The organism is Streptomyces sp. NPDC087300 (assembly GCF_044744425.1).
Taxonomy (GTDB): Bacteria; Actinomycetota; Actinomycetes; order Streptomycetales; family Streptomycetaceae; genus Streptomyces.
This window is the reverse complement of sequence record NZ_JBIUYI010000003.1, coordinates 756144-773602: the sequence shown is the minus strand read 5'-3', so window position 1 is coordinate 773602 and position 17459 is coordinate 756144. Positions and strand designations below refer to the sequence as shown.

16 protein-coding genes and 1 pseudogene are annotated in these 17459 nt (G+C 65.3%); 9 read left to right on the top strand and 8 right to left on the bottom strand.

The genetic code is table 11. From position 1 onward, the window contains the following. Positions 1-10 precede the first annotated feature (10 nt). Complete coding sequence (locus ACIO9J_RS14250) at positions 11-649, top strand: histidine phosphatase family protein (protein ID WP_401997660.1); 639 nt, start codon at positions 11-13, stop codon at positions 647-649. 38 nt (positions 650-687) lie between these two features. On the opposite strand, the gene metG is transcribed toward ACIO9J_RS14250, so the two are convergent. After that, entirely contained in the window at positions 688-2409 is a 1722-nt protein-coding gene (gene metG / locus ACIO9J_RS14245; RefSeq protein WP_401997657.1) for a methionine--tRNA ligase, read from the bottom strand. 335 nt (positions 2410-2744) lie between these two features. Here metG and ACIO9J_RS14240 point away from each other — a divergent pair, with 335 nt between their 5' ends. The 3 genes from ACIO9J_RS14240 to ACIO9J_RS14230 all read left to right on the top strand — a co-directional run bounded on the left by ACIO9J_RS14240 (position 2745) and on the right by ACIO9J_RS14230 (position 7562). Next, a complete protein-coding gene (locus ACIO9J_RS14240) occupies positions 2745-4040 on the top strand; it encodes a nucleotide sugar dehydrogenase (RefSeq protein ID WP_401997654.1) in 1296 nt (431 codons plus the stop codon). Positions 4041-4053: 13 nt separating this feature from the next. Continuing rightward, positions 4054-5073 carry an NAD-dependent epimerase/dehydratase family protein gene (locus ACIO9J_RS14235; protein WP_401997651.1) on the top strand — a complete coding sequence of 340 codons (1020 nt, stop codon included), beginning with the start codon at positions 4054-4056 and terminating at the stop codon, positions 5071-5073. A 125-nt stretch (positions 5074-5198) separates the two neighbouring features. Further along, entirely contained in the window at positions 5199-7562 is a 2364-nt protein-coding gene (locus ACIO9J_RS14230) for a hypothetical protein (RefSeq protein WP_401997648.1), read from the top strand. A gap of 52 nt (positions 7563-7614) precedes the next feature. Here the strand turns inward: ACIO9J_RS14230 and ACIO9J_RS14225 are convergent, their stop codons facing one another. The 3 genes from ACIO9J_RS14225 to ACIO9J_RS14215 form a co-directional block, all read right to left on the bottom strand. Continuing rightward, positions 7615-8946 carry a hypothetical protein gene (locus ACIO9J_RS14225; RefSeq protein ID WP_401997645.1) on the bottom strand — a complete coding sequence of 444 codons (1332 nt, stop codon included), beginning with the start codon at positions 8944-8946 and terminating at the stop codon, positions 7615-7617. Positions 8947-9696: 750 nt separating this feature from the next. Then, complete coding sequence (locus ACIO9J_RS14220; RefSeq protein ID WP_401997642.1) at positions 9697-10431, bottom strand: creatininase family protein; 735 nt, start codon at positions 10429-10431, stop codon at positions 9697-9699. Positions 10432-10449: 18 nt separating this feature from the next. Beyond that, positions 10450-11505 carry a hypothetical protein gene (locus ACIO9J_RS14215; RefSeq protein WP_401997639.1) on the bottom strand — a complete coding sequence of 352 codons (1056 nt, stop codon included), beginning with the start codon at positions 11503-11505 and terminating at the stop codon, positions 10450-10452. Positions 11506-12026: 521 nt separating this feature from the next. Here ACIO9J_RS14215 and ACIO9J_RS14210 point away from each other — a divergent pair. The 3 genes from ACIO9J_RS14210 to ACIO9J_RS14200 all read left to right on the top strand — a co-directional run bounded on the left by ACIO9J_RS14210 (position 12027) and on the right by ACIO9J_RS14200 (position 12956). After that, a complete protein-coding gene (locus ACIO9J_RS14210; RefSeq protein WP_401997637.1) occupies positions 12027-12308 on the top strand; it encodes a helix-turn-helix domain-containing protein in 282 nt (93 codons plus the stop codon). Between the two features lie 67 nt (positions 12309-12375). Next, positions 12376-12627, top strand: coding sequence for a hypothetical protein (locus ACIO9J_RS14205; protein WP_401997634.1), 252 nt, complete (start codon positions 12376-12378; stop codon positions 12625-12627). Next, entirely contained in the window at positions 12624-12956 is a 333-nt protein-coding gene (locus ACIO9J_RS14200) for a glycosyltransferase (RefSeq protein WP_401998611.1), read from the top strand. The genes ACIO9J_RS14205 and ACIO9J_RS14200 overlap by 4 nt, the downstream gene beginning before the upstream one ends. Positions 12957-13231: 275 nt before the next feature. On the opposite strand, the gene ACIO9J_RS14195 is transcribed toward ACIO9J_RS14200, so the two are convergent. The 4 genes from ACIO9J_RS14195 to ACIO9J_RS14180 all read right to left on the bottom strand — a co-directional run bounded on the left by ACIO9J_RS14195 (position 13232) and on the right by ACIO9J_RS14180 (position 15690). Next, entirely contained in the window at positions 13232-13876 is a 645-nt protein-coding gene (locus ACIO9J_RS14195) for an IS3 family transposase (RefSeq protein WP_401998608.1), read from the bottom strand. Positions 13877-13925: 49 nt separating this feature from the next. Next, the gene (locus ACIO9J_RS14190) at positions 13926-14234 is read right to left on the bottom strand and encodes a transposase (RefSeq protein WP_401997632.1); all 309 of its coding nucleotides are present in this window, start codon (positions 14232-14234) and stop codon (positions 13926-13928) included. A 172-nt stretch (positions 14235-14406) separates the two neighbouring features. After that, positions 14407-15330: a recombinase zinc beta ribbon domain-containing protein gene (locus tag ACIO9J_RS14185; RefSeq protein WP_401997629.1), complete on the bottom strand. Its 924-nt coding sequence runs from the start codon at positions 15328-15330 to the stop codon at positions 14407-14409. A gap of 168 nt (positions 15331-15498) precedes the next feature. Next, positions 15499-15690 carry a DNA-binding protein gene (locus ACIO9J_RS14180; RefSeq protein ID WP_401997626.1) on the bottom strand — a complete coding sequence of 64 codons (192 nt, stop codon included), beginning with the start codon at positions 15688-15690 and terminating at the stop codon, positions 15499-15501. Positions 15691-15867: 177 nt separating this feature from the next. Between ACIO9J_RS14180 and ACIO9J_RS14175 the strand changes: the two genes are divergently transcribed. Continuing rightward, a complete protein-coding gene (locus ACIO9J_RS14175; RefSeq protein WP_401997624.1) occupies positions 15868-16680 on the top strand; it encodes an Arm DNA-binding domain-containing protein in 813 nt (270 codons plus the stop codon). Positions 16681-16710: 30 nt separating this feature from the next. After that, a pseudogene (locus ACIO9J_RS14170) lies at positions 16711-17238 on the top strand (tyrosine-type recombinase/integrase); the annotation flags it as partial. Between the last annotated feature and the right edge of the window lie 221 nt (positions 17239-17459).

The following is a 17459-nucleotide window of genomic DNA, read 5'->3' as shown; positions in this document are numbered from 1 at the left end:
ATGCGAGGCCATGACCTCGAAGCACATCTACTTGATCAAGCATGGCGAGACAGAGGAGAACCTCCAGGGCATCCACCAGGGCCAGGCTGTCGGCGGCAGGCTCAGCAAGCGGGGGAGCGACGACATCCGTAAGGCGGCAGCCAGTCTCTGCGCCGAGGGGATCACGGTGGATCAGATACTCGTCAGCCCGATGTCACGCTGCCGTGAGTCTGCGGCGCTGCTGACTGCCGTATTCGCACCGGCCGACGTGCGCGTGGACGGGCGTCTGGCAGCCAAGGACAGCGGTCGCCTCGGCGGACAGCCGAGAGAACTCGCACAGGCCGAAGCTGCTCGCCACGGCATTCCCATCCACCAGCTCCGCACACCGGGCGGCGAGTCGTCCGAGGACGTCCAGGCCCGCTACGTGAGCCTGTGGGCTGATGTTTCCTCTGCACCGCACGGCACGTCTGTCTTGGTCGGCCACGGTGGTGGGATCGCCTGCCTGCTGCTGTGGCTCACTGGCAAGGGCTTCGATCGGTACCTCGATCACGTGCCCGGCTCCGCGGGTGTCACCTGGATCGAGGTGGGCGACGATACGTCCCGGATCCGGCTGATGAATGTTCCGCCAGGGGAACTGGCTGGTCGCCTCGACAACCGTGCCGCCCGATGAGTGCGCGGGCGGCACGGCCGGGGCCACGAAGGCAAAGGTCAGGCGGACTCTTCGCCGCCGAACCGCTCCCGGTACGCCTCCAGGTCCTCTTCGCTGATCTTCGCGAACAGCACCGGCGGCACGGTGAACGCGGTCCCGGCAGGAACCGTGCTCAAGGACTTGGCCTGCTCGGCGGTCACCCAGGTCGCGGTGTCACCCTCCAAGGCAAAGGCGCCGCGCATGGCCTTGGCGGAGGCGGGGATGAAGGGCTCGGAGACGACCGCGTACAGGTGGATGAGGTTCATGGCCGTACGCAGGGTGAGCGCCGCCCCGTCCTTGTCCGTCTTGATCTCCAGCCAGGGGGCCTTCTCCTCCAGGTAGGCGTTGCCCGCCGACCACAGGGCGCGCAGCGAGGCGGCCGCCTTGCGGAACTGGAGCGTCTCCATGTGGCCTTCGTACTCAGCGAGCAGGGAGGCGATCTCCTCGCCCAGCTTCGCCTCGACCTCACCCGCCTCCTTGCCCGCTGGCACGTCGTCGCCGAACCGCTTGCGGGAGAAGGACAGAACGCGGTTGACGAAGTTGCCGAGGGTATCGGCCAGGTCCTTGTTGACCGTGGCGGCGAAGTGCTCCCAGGTGAACGAGGTGTCGTCCGACTCTGGGGCGTTCGCCATCATGAAGTAGCGCCAGAAGTCGGCGGGCAGGATCTCCAGGGCGTCGTGCGTGAAGACGCCCCGGCGCTGCGAGGTGGAGAACTTGCCGCCGTAGTAGTTCAGCCAGTTGAACGCCTTGACGTAGTCGACCATCTTCCACGGCTCGCGCACGCCCAGCTCGGTGGCCGGGAACATCACGGTGTGGAAGGGGACGTTGTCCTTGCCCATGAATTCGGTGTAACGGACGTCGTCGGCTTCGTACCACCACGACTTCCAGTCGCGTACTTCGCCGTCCGGAGCAGCGTCGGCCCACTCCTTCGTCGCGCCGATGTACTCGATCGGGGCATCGAACCAAACGTAAAAGACCTTGCCCTCGGCAGCCAGCTCCGGCCAGGTGTCGGCCGGCACGGGCACGCCCCAGTCCAGGTCGCGGGTGATCGCGCGGTCGTGCAGCCCCTCGGTCAGCCACTTGCGCGCGATGGAGGAGGACAGCTGCGGCCACTCGTCGCCGACCGCGTCGATCCACGCCTCGACCTCGCCCTGCAACTTGGACTGGAGCAGGAACAGGTGCTTGGTCTCGCGGACTTCGAGATCGGTGGAGCCGCTGATGGCCGAGCGCGGGTTGATCAGGTCGGTCGGGTCCAGGACGCGGGTGCAGTTCTCGCACTGATCACCGCGGGCCTTGTCGTAGCCGCAGTGCGGGCAGGTGCCCTCCACGTACCGGTCGGGCAGGAAACGGCCGTCGGCGGGCGAGTACACCTGCCGGATGGCCCGCTCCTCGATGAAGCCGTTCTCGTTCAGCTTCCGCGCGAAGTGCTGCGTGATCTCCACGTTCTGCTCCGAGGAGCTGCGCCCGAAGTAGTCGAAGGCCAGCTCGAACCCGTCGTACACGGCCTTCTGCGCGTCATGGGCCTGCGCGCAGAACTCCGCGACCGGCACCCCCTGCGCCTTGGCGGCCAGCTCAGCAGGGGTGCCGTGCTCGTCGGTCGCGCAGATGTACAGGACGTCGTGCCCGCGCTGGCGGAGGTACCGAGAGTACACATCCGCCGGAAGCATCGACCCGACCATGTTGCCCAGGTGCTTGATCCCGTTGATGTAGGGAAGCGCGCTGGTGACCAGGTGTCGAGCCATCCTTGGATGCTCCATTTCGTACGTACGGCGCCGGTGACAGTGCCACGGCGAGCCCAAGTCGGGAGGTCGCAGCCCACGCAACCACTCAGGTCGCATGATCTCGTCACGCACGGTGACAGATCGAGGCTGCGAGCACCGTCATCGTATCGAACCGGGGGGAAGCCCTTCCCGCGGGTTTTCAGTGATCCCAGGGCAGGGTTGGAAAGGCACTCGGCCGTCCGAGACAGGCGGCCAAGCGAGTCGCGTACGGCCGAGGCAGTCCCCATCTTAAGGCCGCTGCACCGCCGCAGGTTCACATGCGCCTCCTTCATAACCATTCCCGCGAGGTGAACAGCATGATCGAGAATTCAAAGCCCTCACGGCTCCGTGTGGTCGTCGTGGGGCAGGGATATGTAGGGCTCCCGCTTGCGATCAGAGCCGCGGAAGTTGGGCACCAGGTGGTCGGGCTCGACGTTGACGTCCAGCGGGTGAAGCGCCTCGTGCTCGGAGAGTCGTACGTGGAGGACATCCCGGACGCACGGTTGGCCCCGCTCCTCGCCGCGGGCGTCTACCGCCCGAGCATCGACACCTCTGACTGCGCAGACTTCGACGTTGCGATCGTCACCGTTCCGACGCCACTACGCGACGGTGTGCCAGACCTGTCGCATGTAGAGGATGCAGCCCGGATGCTCGGCCGCCATCTGGGACGGGGAGCGACGGTGATCCTGGAGTCCACCACCTACCCGGGGACGACCGAGGAGCTCTTTGGCCCGCTCCTCGAAGACTCCTCCGGCCTGACTGCCGGGATCGACTTCCACCTCGGCTACAGCCCTGAGCGCATCGACCCCGGCAATCCGAACTGGAGGCTGGAGAACACACCAAAGATCATCTCCGGTATCGACGCCCGATCCGCCGAGGCCGTCCACCGCTTCTACGCATCCGTCGTCGAGACCGTCGTGCCGGTCTCGAGTTGCAAGGAGGCCGAGCTGACGAAGCTCCTGGAGAACACCTTCCGGCACGTGAACATCGCGCTCGCCAACGAGCTAGCGATCTTTGCCCACGAACTCGACATCGACATCTGGGCTGCCATCGACGCCGCGTCCACCAAGCCGTTCGGGTTCATGCGCTTCACCCCGGGCCCAGGTGTGGGAGGCCACTGCCTGCCCATCGACCCGTCGTATCTGTCCTGGCGCGTTCAGCGCACTCTCGGGCGCAGCTTCCGATTCGTCGAGCTGGCGAACGACATCAACAACCACATGCCTGACTACGTGGTTCGCCGCCTCGTCGACGGTCTCAACGCACGCAAGAAGTCCCTCAACGGATCCCGAATCCTGCTGCTTGGCCTGGCCTACAAGGCCAACACCGGCGACGCCCGCGAAACCCCGACAGCACGGATCGCTGAACTCCTCACCAGCATGGGCGCCGAAGCCCAGGCGGCCGACCCGCATGTCATCGATGACGCGCACCCTCGCGCCGCCCATCTCGCAACCGTTGAGCGAGTCGACGTGACCCCGGAACGACTTGCGGCAGCGGACGCCGTCGTTCTGCTCGCCGACCACGACACCTTCGACTACAACGCGATCACAGAGCACGCCACGTACATCCTCGACTGCCGCCACCGACTCGTCGGCACACATGTCGACTCACTCTGAAGGGAAAACCTCCGTGGATATCGTGATCACAGGCGGCGCCGGATTCATCGGCAGCAACCTCGCTCGGACCCTCACCGAGCACTCCGAGATCAACCGGATCCGAGTGATCGACAACCTCTCGACCGGCTCCAAGGAGAACCTCGCCGACCTTGATGTCCGCTTCGTCGAGGGCGATGTCCAAGACGCCGCTCTTCTGGACCGGGTCTTCCACGGCGCGGACGCGATCGTCCACCTTGCTGCCTTGCCATCGGTACCGCGCTCCGTGAAGAACCCTTTAGCCAGCCACCACGCCAACGCGACAGGAACCCTCCAAGTCCTCGAAGCCGCACGCCGTGCGGGCAACCTGCACGTGATCGCCGCCTCTTCATCTTCGGTGTACGGCGCCACCCCACATTTGCCCAAGCACGAGAAGCTGCCGACCATCCCGATGAGCCCATATGCGGTGACGAAGCTCGCGACGGAGGCGTACCTGAGCGCATACCACTACAGCTACGACTTGCCCGTCCTGCCTCTCCGCTTCTTCAACGTGTATGGCCCCGGACAACGTGCTGACCATCCATATGCTGCGGTCATCCCGAAGTGGGTCCACGCGATTCTCACGGGGCAACCAGTCATCGTGCACGGCGACGGAACACAGACTCGTGACTTCACCTTTGTCGGCACTGTCTGCGAAGTCCTCGTGGACGCGGCCATCCGCAAGATCTCCAATCCGTCCCCGGTCAACCTCGCCTTCGGCGCTGACATCTCACTCAAGGAACTGATCGGCGAGATCGAGGCCGTAAGTGGCGCTACTGCTTCTGTGGCTCACACCGCCCCGCGACCTGGCGATGTCTCCCACTCAAGTGCGGACAGCGGACGCCTCCGAGAACTGTTCCCGGACATAGCGCCGTTGGCCGCACGGAAGGGGCTCGAAGCCACCTGGCAGTGGCACCGAACAAGGGCTGTTGGCAGCCCCAGACCTCACCGTGGTGGCCGACTGCTGCCAGCGGGAGGCAGCGATCAACAAGGCGCTCCCGCCGTCCGCAGCAGATGACGAGCGCGACGACTGGCTCGTGAACCGGTGCGGCCCTGGAAATCGAACCGAGGAAATAGCTGCGGTGCTGGTGCGTGATCTCTACGGTGAGAAGGACAGCAGGTGGGACCTATCGTGGGGGTGCAGTGGATCCGGAGCTTTCCGCGCTCGCGGGCGTCTTGGTCACTACTTTGATCGCAACTCTCACCCAGGACTCCGTGGGATGGGCGAAGACCAAGGTTGCGACTCTGTTCCGGAGAGGAACCTCCACGCAGGACGGTGATACCGAGCCCGAACTGGAGCAGACCCGCCGCCGGGTCAGGGAGGCACAGGCGGCGGGGGACGAGGAAACTCTTGCTGAGATGCGCGAGGAGCTGACCGGGCAAGCGGAACTCCTGTTGACCGACCAGCATTCCGCGGTCCGCGCAGGGCGCGAAGCCATCGGCGAGGCGCTGATGAACGAGAACCCCGTCTGGGCTTCCACGGCATTGCTGTCCTACGTCAACAACAGCGCACTCCTTCGAGAGATGGATGAGCACTGGCGTATGTGCCAGGAAGCCGGCGTCGGGACGGCGTTCTTCCTGAGCGGCATCCCCGGAGTGGGCAAGCGCAGTACGGCGCTTCAGTGGGTCCACCTGCACCGGGACGTCTTCGTAGGGGAAGTACTCCGGGCCGACCTCGGCTTGCGCCAGGGCAGGATCCCGGAGGCATCAGCTGTGCTGGAACGGTGGCTGCAGCAGCTGGGAGCGGCCACGGAGGGGCGGTCATCCGACGTCTCAGACCTGGCCTGGCTGGTTCGCCGCAGGCTCGGTGACCGGCCGGTGGTCTTCGTGCTGGAGAACGTCACCACCGCACGTCAGGTGCGAGACCTGCTGACGGACCAGCCCTACGGGGTGGTCCTGATGACAGGGCAGCAGGAGCCGCACGGCCTCCACACGGTGGTCAGGAACGTCCGCCCGCTTCGTGTCTCGCCCCTGCCGGACGAGCATGCCCTGGATCTCCTGGTGAAGCTGACCCGGACTTCGGAGGACCCGACACGGTTCAAGCCGATCGTCCAGTACGTGGGGGCACTGCCGCTGGCCCTGCGCCTTGTCGCGGAGCAGCTGAGATCACCGATCCCCGGTGTTCTCGAGGACGTCACCGCTCAGCTCGCCGACCGGACGACGCGACAGGAGCTTCTACACATGGGCGACATGAACCCGCTCCCCGAAGCCTTAGACCTCTCCTACCAGCGGATGGCCCTGCAAACGGCACAGCTCTACCGTCGCCTTGGTCTGCTGGTGAATGAAGAGTTCCAGCTGGACATCGTGTACGCGCTGACCTCGGACTGGCCCGCCCCTGAAGTGCGGGCTGCGATGAACTCACTTGTCTCAGCAGGTCTGGTGGAAGTGCGGGGAATCGACGCGTACCGCCTGCCTGCCTTGGTCCACGATCACGCGTTGATGGCTGCGGAGCGCGACGAGGACGCGCGTGAGCGGGCGGCTGTACGGCGGCGGATCGTCCATCACGTGCTGCACATCGCCGAGAAGGGGGAAGCGACGCTGTCCTCACGTTGGCGCCACGATCCCATGAATGTCTTCACGGTAGAGGAGACGAAGGAGCGCGAAGAGGCGGACGTTCTAAGTGACTTGGGGCGCCGCCAAGCAATCATCTTCGCCACCGTGGACCTAGCCGCCGAAGCGGGACTCCACACCGAGGCATGGCGGCTGGCGCAGGCCACGTGGACGTACTGCTTGAAGACGGGTAGTCATTCCAGGTGGATTGAATCACGCATCACTGGGCTTGCTGCGGCGGAGGAGTCCGGAGACATGATGGCGGCAGCCCGCATGTCCTTCGAGCTGGCATTCGCCCACCTCGACCGCTGGGCCATTGAAGAGAGCGATCCCCGCCTCGCTCGCGAGTTCTTCGAACGGGCGCTGAGCCTGGTGAGGCCCGGTACGCCAGGGCGCAGCGAGGGCGAGCGACGCACGGAGTCGAGTGTTCTGGAGGGGCTGGGCCTTCTCGAGCGGAAGCTGAAGCGCCCGAACCAGGCGCTCGATCTCTTCCACGACGCACGAGCAGCCCTGGAAGGGATCGACCACCCGCGGGGGCAGGCCCTCCTCGCCATGCACATCGGCGGCACATACACGAGATTGGAGCGGCACAACGACGCCGACCGCGAACTGCGCGGCGCCGAAAACCAGTTCACATCTCTTCCGGCTGGCCCGGACCGTTTCAACATCGCCAAGGCACAGCTACTTCGTGGCGAGGACCGCCACGCGTGCGGCCAGCCGCACGAAGCCCTCGCAGTACTGGACTCGGCAGTGGATGGCATGGAGGGCGCGGGCTCCGAGTACTGGACTGCGACAGCCCTCCTCCTACGGGGGCGCATCCACCGGGAGTTGGGCGAGAACGGTCGAGCAGTCGCCGACTGGACATCGGCACGTGAGCTCTACAAGAAGGCCGGAAGCCGCCGCGAGGACGAAGCACAGCAGCTCCTGGACGAAGAGGGCCAGGGAGGGGAGCAGTAGCAGGAAGCAGCGGGAGCGGCCCGCAACCCGAACTGCGCGGCACCCGAGAGAGCTATCGACGGGAACGTACTCGGACTTCGGCCACCTCCAGCAGCCCTGAATCGCGCAGATCGCCTGCCCGCACAACGATCCGTTCGGCCCTCTCACCGAGAACTCGTTCGTCCTCCGGTGCCTGGATCCTTGTATCCCATGCGTAGAGGGCCGATGCGGCCAGGGCGAACGTCGCCCACTCGGGACGGCGTAGCCAGTGACCCCGCAGCCTTCTGCCGTCGCGCAGAACAGCCAAGCAGCCCTGCTCCGTGGTCTCCGCGGCGACCAGGCCACAGCCGGCGGACGACGCCTCGTACTCGAACCACGGATCATCGCCCGGGCCGGACACGCGCTCTTGGGGAACCAGGAGGACATCTGCGGCACGAGGCCACCTACGGTCCGGGTCGTCACGATCGGCGGCCAGGTGCGCCGAGGCAAGGTGCTGCCCCTGACCGCGCTGCCGGGCGGCGGGATAGCGGCGTACGGTCACTTCGCCATCGTCCGGTCCACGGCTGCCATCCGTCACGGTAGCGGTGACGAACACAGCCTCTTCATGAGGGATATGCGGGGCTCGGTGCTCGGATGGCTGCGTCGGCACGGGGACTGCGGTCACGGTTGCGGGGTGCTCGGGTTCGTCCAATTGCAGCCAGGAATAGAACAGGCGCCGCAGCAACTCGATGGAACGACCTGGCTCCGACGTGACCGTCTGCCCCACTTCCTGCAGACTCGGATCATTGCGCTGATTGTTCACAGCGGCAAGCTGAGGCCGAAGTGGATAGGCGCTGGACACGCGGGGAAGCAACTTGCCGAGTCTCTCCATGGGAGAACGTGCTGCCACCTTTGATTCTTCAAAAGCCCCAAAAATGCACGGGATCCCCAACGAAGTGCCGTACATAGTCAACGAACCGTGGTCGCCGAGGAGGAAATCTGCCGCGCAGAGTGCGGCTTTCCAGGTATCGCTTTCCGGTGCCGGAAGAAGGAGGCCAGAGTCCAGAAGGGGCGCCAGCCAGCTTTGCAGCTGCCAGGCCCCGTGTCCGTAATATGCATTGGGGTGAATTGCTGCAAGTGTGCGAAATTCCTCAATCGGAAGTTCGGCCAGCGTGCGGCGGAGAACGTCGGCCTGTGGAGAGCCGAGCAGCGAACCGTCTCCCCAGGTAGAGGACACGACTACGAGTTGCTGTCCCGGCTGCAGCCCCAAGGCGCGACGATAGCTCTCACGAAAAGGCAGACTGGCGCGCAGCTGGTCAATGCAGGGGTCGCCCGCCACGACAGCGGCGGGAACTGCCTGCGGGCACGACAGTGCAAGGCGCTCAAGCTGCTCTTTATGGGACAGAACAATCGCTGACGGGACCACGTTCCCGTTGTGTGTCAGCCATTCCTCGCTGAGCCCAAAGGCTCCCGGCTCCCGGCTCCCGGCTCCCGGCTCCCGGCTCCCGGCTCCCGGCTCCCGGCTCCCGGCTCCCGGCTCCCGGCTCCCGGCTCAATTGTTTATTGTAGCCAGCGCCGTGTGGTGAGCCAATGAGCGGGAAGGGGATTTGATGCAAATCTCCACCCCGATTAGTGGCAAGGGCGAGGTCAAACTTCTCCGAAATGGCGACATCCCATGGAATGGTTAGCATTCCTCGGGAGTGCAGAAACTCGGATGTTCCGCCGTCAAGGGCGGACGACTCGGTGCAGGAGAAAATGACTTGGACCCGCTCGTCACCCGCGAAGGTAGCTAGTAGGTCTACGAGCCGAGTAGCCGACGTGATGTTGTGCACCACGCCAAGCACCTTCCGCTGAGCCCTGACAGTCATCCAGCGATCCGCATCCACCCTCAGGGGCAGCGGCCGACGGCCCGCATCTCCCACTCGCCAACTCCGCCCCAAGTCTGCCCATCCGCAACGGACCTCACCATAACCTTGGCCCTGAGTTCCGCTGCGACGGCTCCGGCTGGAGCAGCGCCAGTTGACCTACTGCCCTCCACCAGACCCGCACCGCGCTGACTATCTCAAGAGGCACCGAGCACCCAGTGTGCCAACGAACTCGCGGACAGATTGAGCCTGTAGGTGTCATCCGCGAATCCTGTCGAGCTGGTCGCTCGGGCCGTCGGGCTGCCGATAGGTCAGTCGCCGACGAGACGACCTGCCGAGGGTTCACCAAGGGCATTGAGGTGCTCGGCGAAGGCATCCGTGAGGCTGGCCAGCACGGCCTTTCCCTTGGCAGCCGTTGCGTGCGAGGGGTAGCCGATCACGCCAGAGTCGGTGTAGGCGCCCATGCCGAAGGTCAGGAGAAATCGCCGTGCTCCGCCGTCGTGATCTGCGCTCTCGTATCCGGGCCGCACCAGCTCTGGTGCGGCATGCAAGAGGAGCGAGGTCTCGATCTCCCCGGCGTGCATGTCGCTGTGCCGGTCGGAGACTAGCTCAGCGTGCTGCCTGGCCCGCTCCCAGTCGGAGCTGAGGGGGAACAGTGACATGCGAGGACCGTCGACGTTCGCCTCCTGGACCACGTTGGAGAGCACGTAGTTTCCGCCGTGTCCGTTCACGATCACCAGCTTCTCGATCCCGGAGCGTGCGAGTGACGCTTGGATGTCGTCGATCACCGCGAACAAGGTCTTGGCGCTGATGCTCACTGTGCCTGGCCAGGAGCCGTGCTCGTGGCTGCACGACACGGTGATGGGAGGCAGCAGATGCACCGGATAGGCGTCGGCGATTGCTCGGGCGATGATGCAGGCGATCGCTGTGTCTGTGGTCAGCGGCAGGTAGCGGCCGTGCTGTTCGAAGGAGCCGACAGGGAGGACGGCGACCCGGGGCTGCTGCTCCTCGACGTCGGTGCTGGTAGCAGTCGGCAGCAGGTTCACGGTGCTCCTTCGCTCGTACTACACGGCGGCGCCCTTCAATCTGTCGAGCGCCCGGTTCAGCTCGGAGATTTCCACCAGCTTGCGCCACGGCGCAAGACGGGGCTGTAGACGGAACAGCTGATCTCGGATACGAGCTGAACCGGTCTGTTCAGCGATACCGAGCGCCTGCTGGGCTGCGACGTGTGCGCCCTCCACATTGCCCATGGTGGCGTCTGCTGTGGCCAACCGCGCCAGGCACAGCCCGCGATCACGCTCTTGTACCGTCGGCCAGTGCTGCAAGCTTTCACTGAAGGTACCGACCGCGTTCTCCGGCCTCTCCAGCTGGAGATCACAGTTGGCTCCCTCCATCTCGACGTAGGCGACGGAGCAGTACCCGGCCATTGGATCACCGTCGTCCCCCTGGGCCGCGGCTTCCAGAGCTTGATCGATGGCCCGCATAGCCTCGGTATGTTCGCCCAGACTGGCCTTGCTGTTCGCCAGCTGACGCAGGACAACCGCACGAACGCGGGGGGAGAGATCCGGTGAATACCGTAGGGCCGCGCTGGCGAGGCCAGCCCCGTGCCCGGCATACCCGGCCTCCGTGGCGATGTTGCTTCGCCGCTGAAAGATGTATGCCATGAGCGACGAGTCGTTCAGCTCCTGGGCATAGTCCATGGCCTGGCTCGTCCACTTCATGGCCTCGTCAGGGTTGCCCGAGTCCTGGTACAGCCAGCCCAGAAACTCGGTGTACCGGGCGCCGAGACGCAGCACTCTCTCCCGCAGTGGCCCGTACGCCTCCAAGCACATCTGCTCAATCAGAGGCACCTGCGCCTCGACAGGTGCAACGAGGAACAGCGGACCGACCAGCGGCTCGGCCTGCGCGTGCTGATCAAGCACCGATGTCAGGTACTTGAGCATCTCCGGATTCACCGGCACAGGCAGTTTGCTTCGCAACAGAGTTGAAGGCGGAGCCGTTTGGAGCTCCGGTATCTTCGCCGAGATCGGGAAGCCGAGCTCCTCGTCCGTGGCCTGGTATGCCTCACGGAACAAGGGCCGATGGTCCGGGCTGACTGGACGCCGCCCGTTCTCGTACATCGAGATGAGGGTCTTCCAACTGGACGGTGACGGCGATGCCACGCCCAGTCGATCCGCGGCGGCGACCAAAGCGTCGATCAGCTCAGATTGTGTCCAGTCAGCACGCAGTCGGGCCGCCTGTAGCTTGCTCCTCGCCCCCATAGGCCCCTCCGCGATCCCAGCTCACCAGGAGCCCATCATGACGTTATCCCTGGGCTGACGTGGGGGGGGGTAACAGTTAACGAGGCCGGTTGTTAACCCTGTCCACTGTCAACTGCTCGCGGCCACGGCTTACTGGTACCTGCACCAATCAGGTGCTCTTCAGGTTGATGGCCTGTTCCGTGGAGGAGTGGATGACCGTGCTGGCGACGCAAGCCACCGAGGTGCCTGTGGTCGCGCCGGGAGTACGCCGGTGTATCCGCTGCTCCTGCTGGCTGAGCAGGTACAACTCCGCTGATCTGTGCAGCGGATGCGGCCGTGAAGCAAGGACCGCAGAGCCGATGGTGCCCTGCGTTCCAGAACGCGTATGGCAGCACAGGGACGTGAACAGCGCCCTGATCCAACGGGACTTCGGAACTCTATGCCGTCTCATCCGCGAACTCGGCGAGCTCCGGCAGGAGGACATGGCCACCCTCACCGAGCTCAGTCAATCCTTCCTGTCCCTACTCGAATCGGGCAGACGCCGCCTCACCAATGTTGACCGGATCGTTGCGCTCCTCGATGGCCTGGACGCGCCGATCGAAGTCACTGGCCCGATGCTTCGCTCCCATGCTGACGAAGCCCCACTAAACGTTCCCATAGAGATGTCAGGCATCGAGACCTGAACTCGCACCGACCGATTGGGTTGCCTGTGTTTCGTCAGGCGCACCGACTGCCTCAGCGAGAACCTCTGTGACTGCAGCACCCAGTGTCGTGGACTTCATCGTTCCGGCAGGGATCGACGACCCGACACGACCGAGCGGCGGGAATCGCTACGACGCCGAGTTGGCGGTCCAACTTCGGGAGCTCGGCTGGACGGTGCGCTCCCACCAGGTGCCAGGCTCGTGGCCGCGCGGCACTGACGAGGACCAGCGTCACCTGTCGGGGGTCCTTCAGGCGCTGCCCGAGCAGTCCGTGGTGCTGTTGGACGGGCTGGTGGCCTGAGCTTCGGACTTATTGTGCAAGAAGCCCTTTCCCGCGCGGTTCCCGCGATCGCGTCGAACGTGGGCGGTATCCCCGAGGCTCTAGGAAAGACACCTGCCGGCGAGCACCCTGGGCTCCTCCTCCCGCCGGGTGTGGTTGCGGACTGGGCAGATGGCTTGCGCGCCTGGCTCACCGACGGTGAGCTTCGCGACCGACTTCGGCGGGCCGCTGGCATGCGCCGCACCACCCTGCCGGATTGGAGTTACACAGCACGTGCCGTGGCGGCAGCCCTGTCCGTTCCTGTCGGTCGACATCAACTGGGCAGCGAGAACAGGCCGCTCGCGGGCTGACCGGCCGAGCCGAGGAGCACGTCATGATGACAGCGCACGAAGGTGCTGGTCTGGCGCTTCTTTAGGGATCAGTCCCGCGGGCGACGGGAGCAGACCTCACCACGACGCTCGCCACGTTCCTGTTCGGGAACATCCCCGCGGGCGCGGGGAGCACGGGGGAGGGGATGTGGTGCGGAGGTGTGAAGCGGGAACATCCCCGCGGGCGCGGGGAGCACTCGACGGACACCTGGACGACCCCCGTCTTGCTGGGAACATCCCTACGGGCGCAGGGAGCACTAAGACCGTGTCCTACGTGGTGAGGCGGACGTTGACTCGGCATGGACCAGGCGAGTTGTGAGCTTGATGGACGTGTATTGACAGCCGTGATCGGCATGATGGATGAGCTTGCCGGGTTCGACCTCGCGGGAGGCGAGGGCGTACTCGAGCGTGGCGAGGACCAGGTCGGCGTCCGCGCGGGCGGAGGTCTCCCAGGCCACCACCCGCCGCGAGAACGCGTCCCGGATCGCGGACAGCCACAGCGGGCCCTCACGGGTAGCGATCATGGTGAGGTCGGTGACCCACAGCCGGTTCGGGGCCGGCGCGGTGAAGTCCCGGTTGACGAGGTCCGGGGCGAGCGTGGCCTTCGGGTCACGGCGGGTGAAGCCGCGGCTCTTGCGGCGCGGGCTGATTCCGGCGAGCCCGTCCTCGCGCATCAGCCGCTCGACCCGCTTGCGGCCGACGGCCACGCCCTCGCGCTTGAGGACGGCGTGCACCCGCGGCGAGCCGTAGTTGCCGCCCGAGTCCGCATGGATCTGGCGGATCTGCTCGGTCAACTCGGCGTCGCGACGACGACGCTCGCACGGCTCGCGTTCGGCGCGGCGCCAGCGGTAGTAGGTGGAGGAGGCGATGTGCAGTTCCCGGAGTACGCACTCGACCTCCAGGCTGGGGTGCTCGCGACCTCCAGGCTGGGCTGCTCGTCAACGAGCGCCGTCACCTGGGCCGGGTCGGGTCGAGCTGGGCCGCGAAAAAAGCGGACGCCGTCCGCAGCACCTCATTCGCCCGCTTGAGTTGGGCATTCTCCTTGCGCAGCACGGTCAGCTCGGCACGTTCGTCGGTGGTCAGGCCGTCGTCGCGTTCGCCGGCATTCCGCTCGGCCTGGCGGATCCAGCCGCGCAGAGCCTCCGGATGCACACCGAGCTGGACGGCGAGCTTCTTGATCTGCGGCTTCGGCTCGGTGGTGCGATGCATCCGCACCGCACGCTCACGCAACTCCAGCGAGTATTTCCGGGGAGCGGCCATGGTAGATGTTCCTCTCATGAGAACCATCTGACCCACTGTCAGCAGACTCCGCATCTCGGGGGAAGCTCACGCCGAAGAGATCGGCGGCGATCCCGTAAGCCGCCCACCGTGCTGCTGGCGAAACGTCAGGAATCAGCCCGGGTGCACACAGGCCCAGGAAGTCTGTGGGCGTTCAGCGCCAATCGATCCGCAGTCGGGCGCTGGGGTCACGGTGCCTGCCGCGTCCCGATGCAAGGACGCGCACCTTGACGATCAACACGCCGACCAAGGCCCGCTGCCACTTTCGAGGCGCAGACTTCCACCACGCGGCCAAGTCCCAAACGTCCGCGATCGGAACGTCAACCAGTTGTTCCAGGTAGCGCAGGCGACTCCGTGCATCACGCATGTCCTGCCGGGTCGCCTTCTCGGCGGCCTCGTACGCCGAAGGCACCAGCACATCGCGCATCTTCCGCAACTCCGCGAACCGCTGCTCCGCCCCTTCGGCGTGTGCCCTCAGCTGCTCAGCTTCCGCGCGGAGGTCGGCCAGTAGGTGCACCAGCCGTTCCTGGGTGCCGGGTCGGAGCAGCTCGGCAAGTACTTCCTCGCCCACAGAGTCTTCGAGCCGGTCGGCGTTGATCCGGACCCGGCCGCATGATGCTTGGCCCGCACGAGGTGGAGGGCAGCGGTAGGTCGGGTCGCCTCCACTGCTCACCCGCGTACCCACCATGTTCCACTCGCACAGGCCGCATTCCGACAGCCCTTCAGTCAGGAGGTAGTCGAATGCCTCGCGCGCTGGCGGCTGTTGTTCCGCCTGCTCGGCGAACAGGGCGAGTAGGCGCCGGTATTCGTCCGGCGTCAGTACCGTCTCACCGAAACCCTCGATGGGCTCGCCCTCATCGTCCAGCCCCGCCATGCGGGGGTTGCTCAGCACGCGCACCAACACCTCGGGCGCCCATTCGTTGCCGTGCGTGGTGCGATACCCCTGAGCGTTCATCCACCGGCACGCCTCGGCCCTGCTCTGCTGGTCGAACAGCAGCGAGGTGGCTTTGCGCAGGCCTGTCGCCTCCTTGGGGTGAAGCCCCCCGCGGCGACTCAGATAGCCGGTCAGCCGTGCCATGCGTCTCCGTCCGATCACGAGTCGTGAGGTACGTCACGACGACCGCTCACGCATGGGCGACGCCCCAATAAGGCTGGTCGCAGCGTCGCGCGCCCCCAAAAAGGGAAGGCCCAGACAGCAGTCCGACAGGACAAGCGGCCGGGCCTCCCAAGCCCACGCCGCACCCCGCTACGACACCCCCAGGGCCTCCCACAAGCTCAGCGTCGCCACCTTCTGCGTCTCGCCCACAGGGATCGTCTTCGCCGGGAACTTCTCTGCCTTGATCAACGCATACGCCTGGTCCGTACCGATCCCGAACGCCCGCGCAGCCGTCGCCACACTCACCGCAACCGGCAGCGACCGCAGCTCCTCAACCGACATCCCACCCCGTGTGCGGGCAGGCGCAGCATGCGTAGTCACAGATGAGGTCATAGGTGGTCACATCCCTCTTCCCCGCGCCACCTGACCGGAAGCATACGGCGCCCAAGGAAGCGGCTCCTTCGCTACAGCAAGATCAGGACACGTACGGATGATCCAGCCCAAACCGGGGGACCCAACGTGTTCAACGGCAGCACCTACCGCCGGTGCAAGTGCACCGAACCGAAACTCGACGACAACGGTCAGCCGATCCTCAGCGCGAACGGCACGCCCAAGGTCCGGGAACTCGGCTCCGCATGCCCGCAGTTGAAAAAGCGCGACCACGGCTCCTGGTACTACTACCTCAACCTCCCCGACGGCCCCGGAGGTGAACGCCGCCGACCCCGCAAAGGCGGTTTCGCCACCTCCAAGAAGGCCCAAGAGGCAGCACAGAAACTCTGGGACGAAGCCACCGACGGCATCGACGTCGACTCCAAAGAAACCGTCGCCGCCTACCTCAATCGCTGGCTCGACAAACGAGCCGACCTCAAGCGCGGCACCCGCGAGGACTACCGCATCTCCATCGACCACGTCTTCATACCCGCACTCGGCCACCTCACTATGCGCGAACTACGTGAACGCCACATCCAGGAGATGTTCAAACAGGTCTGGGCATTCAACACCGTCAAGGAGGCCAACCGGATCGCAGCCCAGCAGGCCAGAGCCGAATGCGACGACGCCTACCGAGCATGGAAGCAAGCCCCGGTGCCCCGCCCCCGTCACCTCCGTCAGCGATGGGACGCAGCCAAAGCCGCCCTCAAAGCAGCACGCAGCAAACCTCGCCAGGACACCGGCCCTGCCACACAGAGGAAGTACAAGAACACCCTCGCATCAGCCCTCGGCGACGCCGTCACCGAAAAGCTGATCACCGAGAACTGGGCCAAGCACGTCACCCTCCCCAAGTACCAACGCCCCGAAGCCCTCGTCTGGACCGACGAACGCATCGCACGCTGAAGGCTCACCGGGGAGAAGCCCAGTCCCGTCATGGTGTGGACCCCCGAACAGACCGGTGAATTCCTCGACGCCGCAGTCGACCACCCCATGTACATCATGTGGCACCTCATGGTCTTCCGCGCCCCACGTCGCGGCGAAGCAACAGGCCTGCCCTGGACCGAAGTCGACATGACCCACGGCACCGCCAGAATCGTTGAGCAACTGACCACCAACACCGCCTACGAGGTATGGAAAGACACTCTCAAGAGCCGCGCAGCCAAACGCACCCTCACCCTTGACCACGCGACCTTCGCCCTACTTAAAGCCTGGCGTGATGTGCAGAATGCCCAGCAAACAGAGTGGGAGCAGAAGCACCGCGACAACCCCGCCAAGTACGGCCCGTACATTCACTCCGGCAAGGTTTTCACTCAAGCCGACGGCAGCCCTCATCACCCCAGCAACGTTTCCCAAGCCTTTGAACGCTTCATCAAACGCCTTGGCATGCCACCCATCCGGCTTCACGACCTCCGGCACTGCGCCGCATCCCTGAGCCTCGCCGCCGGCCTGTCCATGAAGGCAATCCAGGCCCTACTCAGCCACAGCAGCTATCAGCTCACCGCGGACACCTACACCTCATTGATGCCGCAGTTCGAGCAGGCAGCAGCGAACGCACCCGTCGAGCTCGTACCGCGCCGTAAAACGGTTGAGCAGCCCCTCCCGGAGGAGCTCCATGTCATGCCTGCAGGGATGGAAGGGGAACCTGCCGCCTCCGCAGCAAATGAGGCGACGACGCCCGAAGC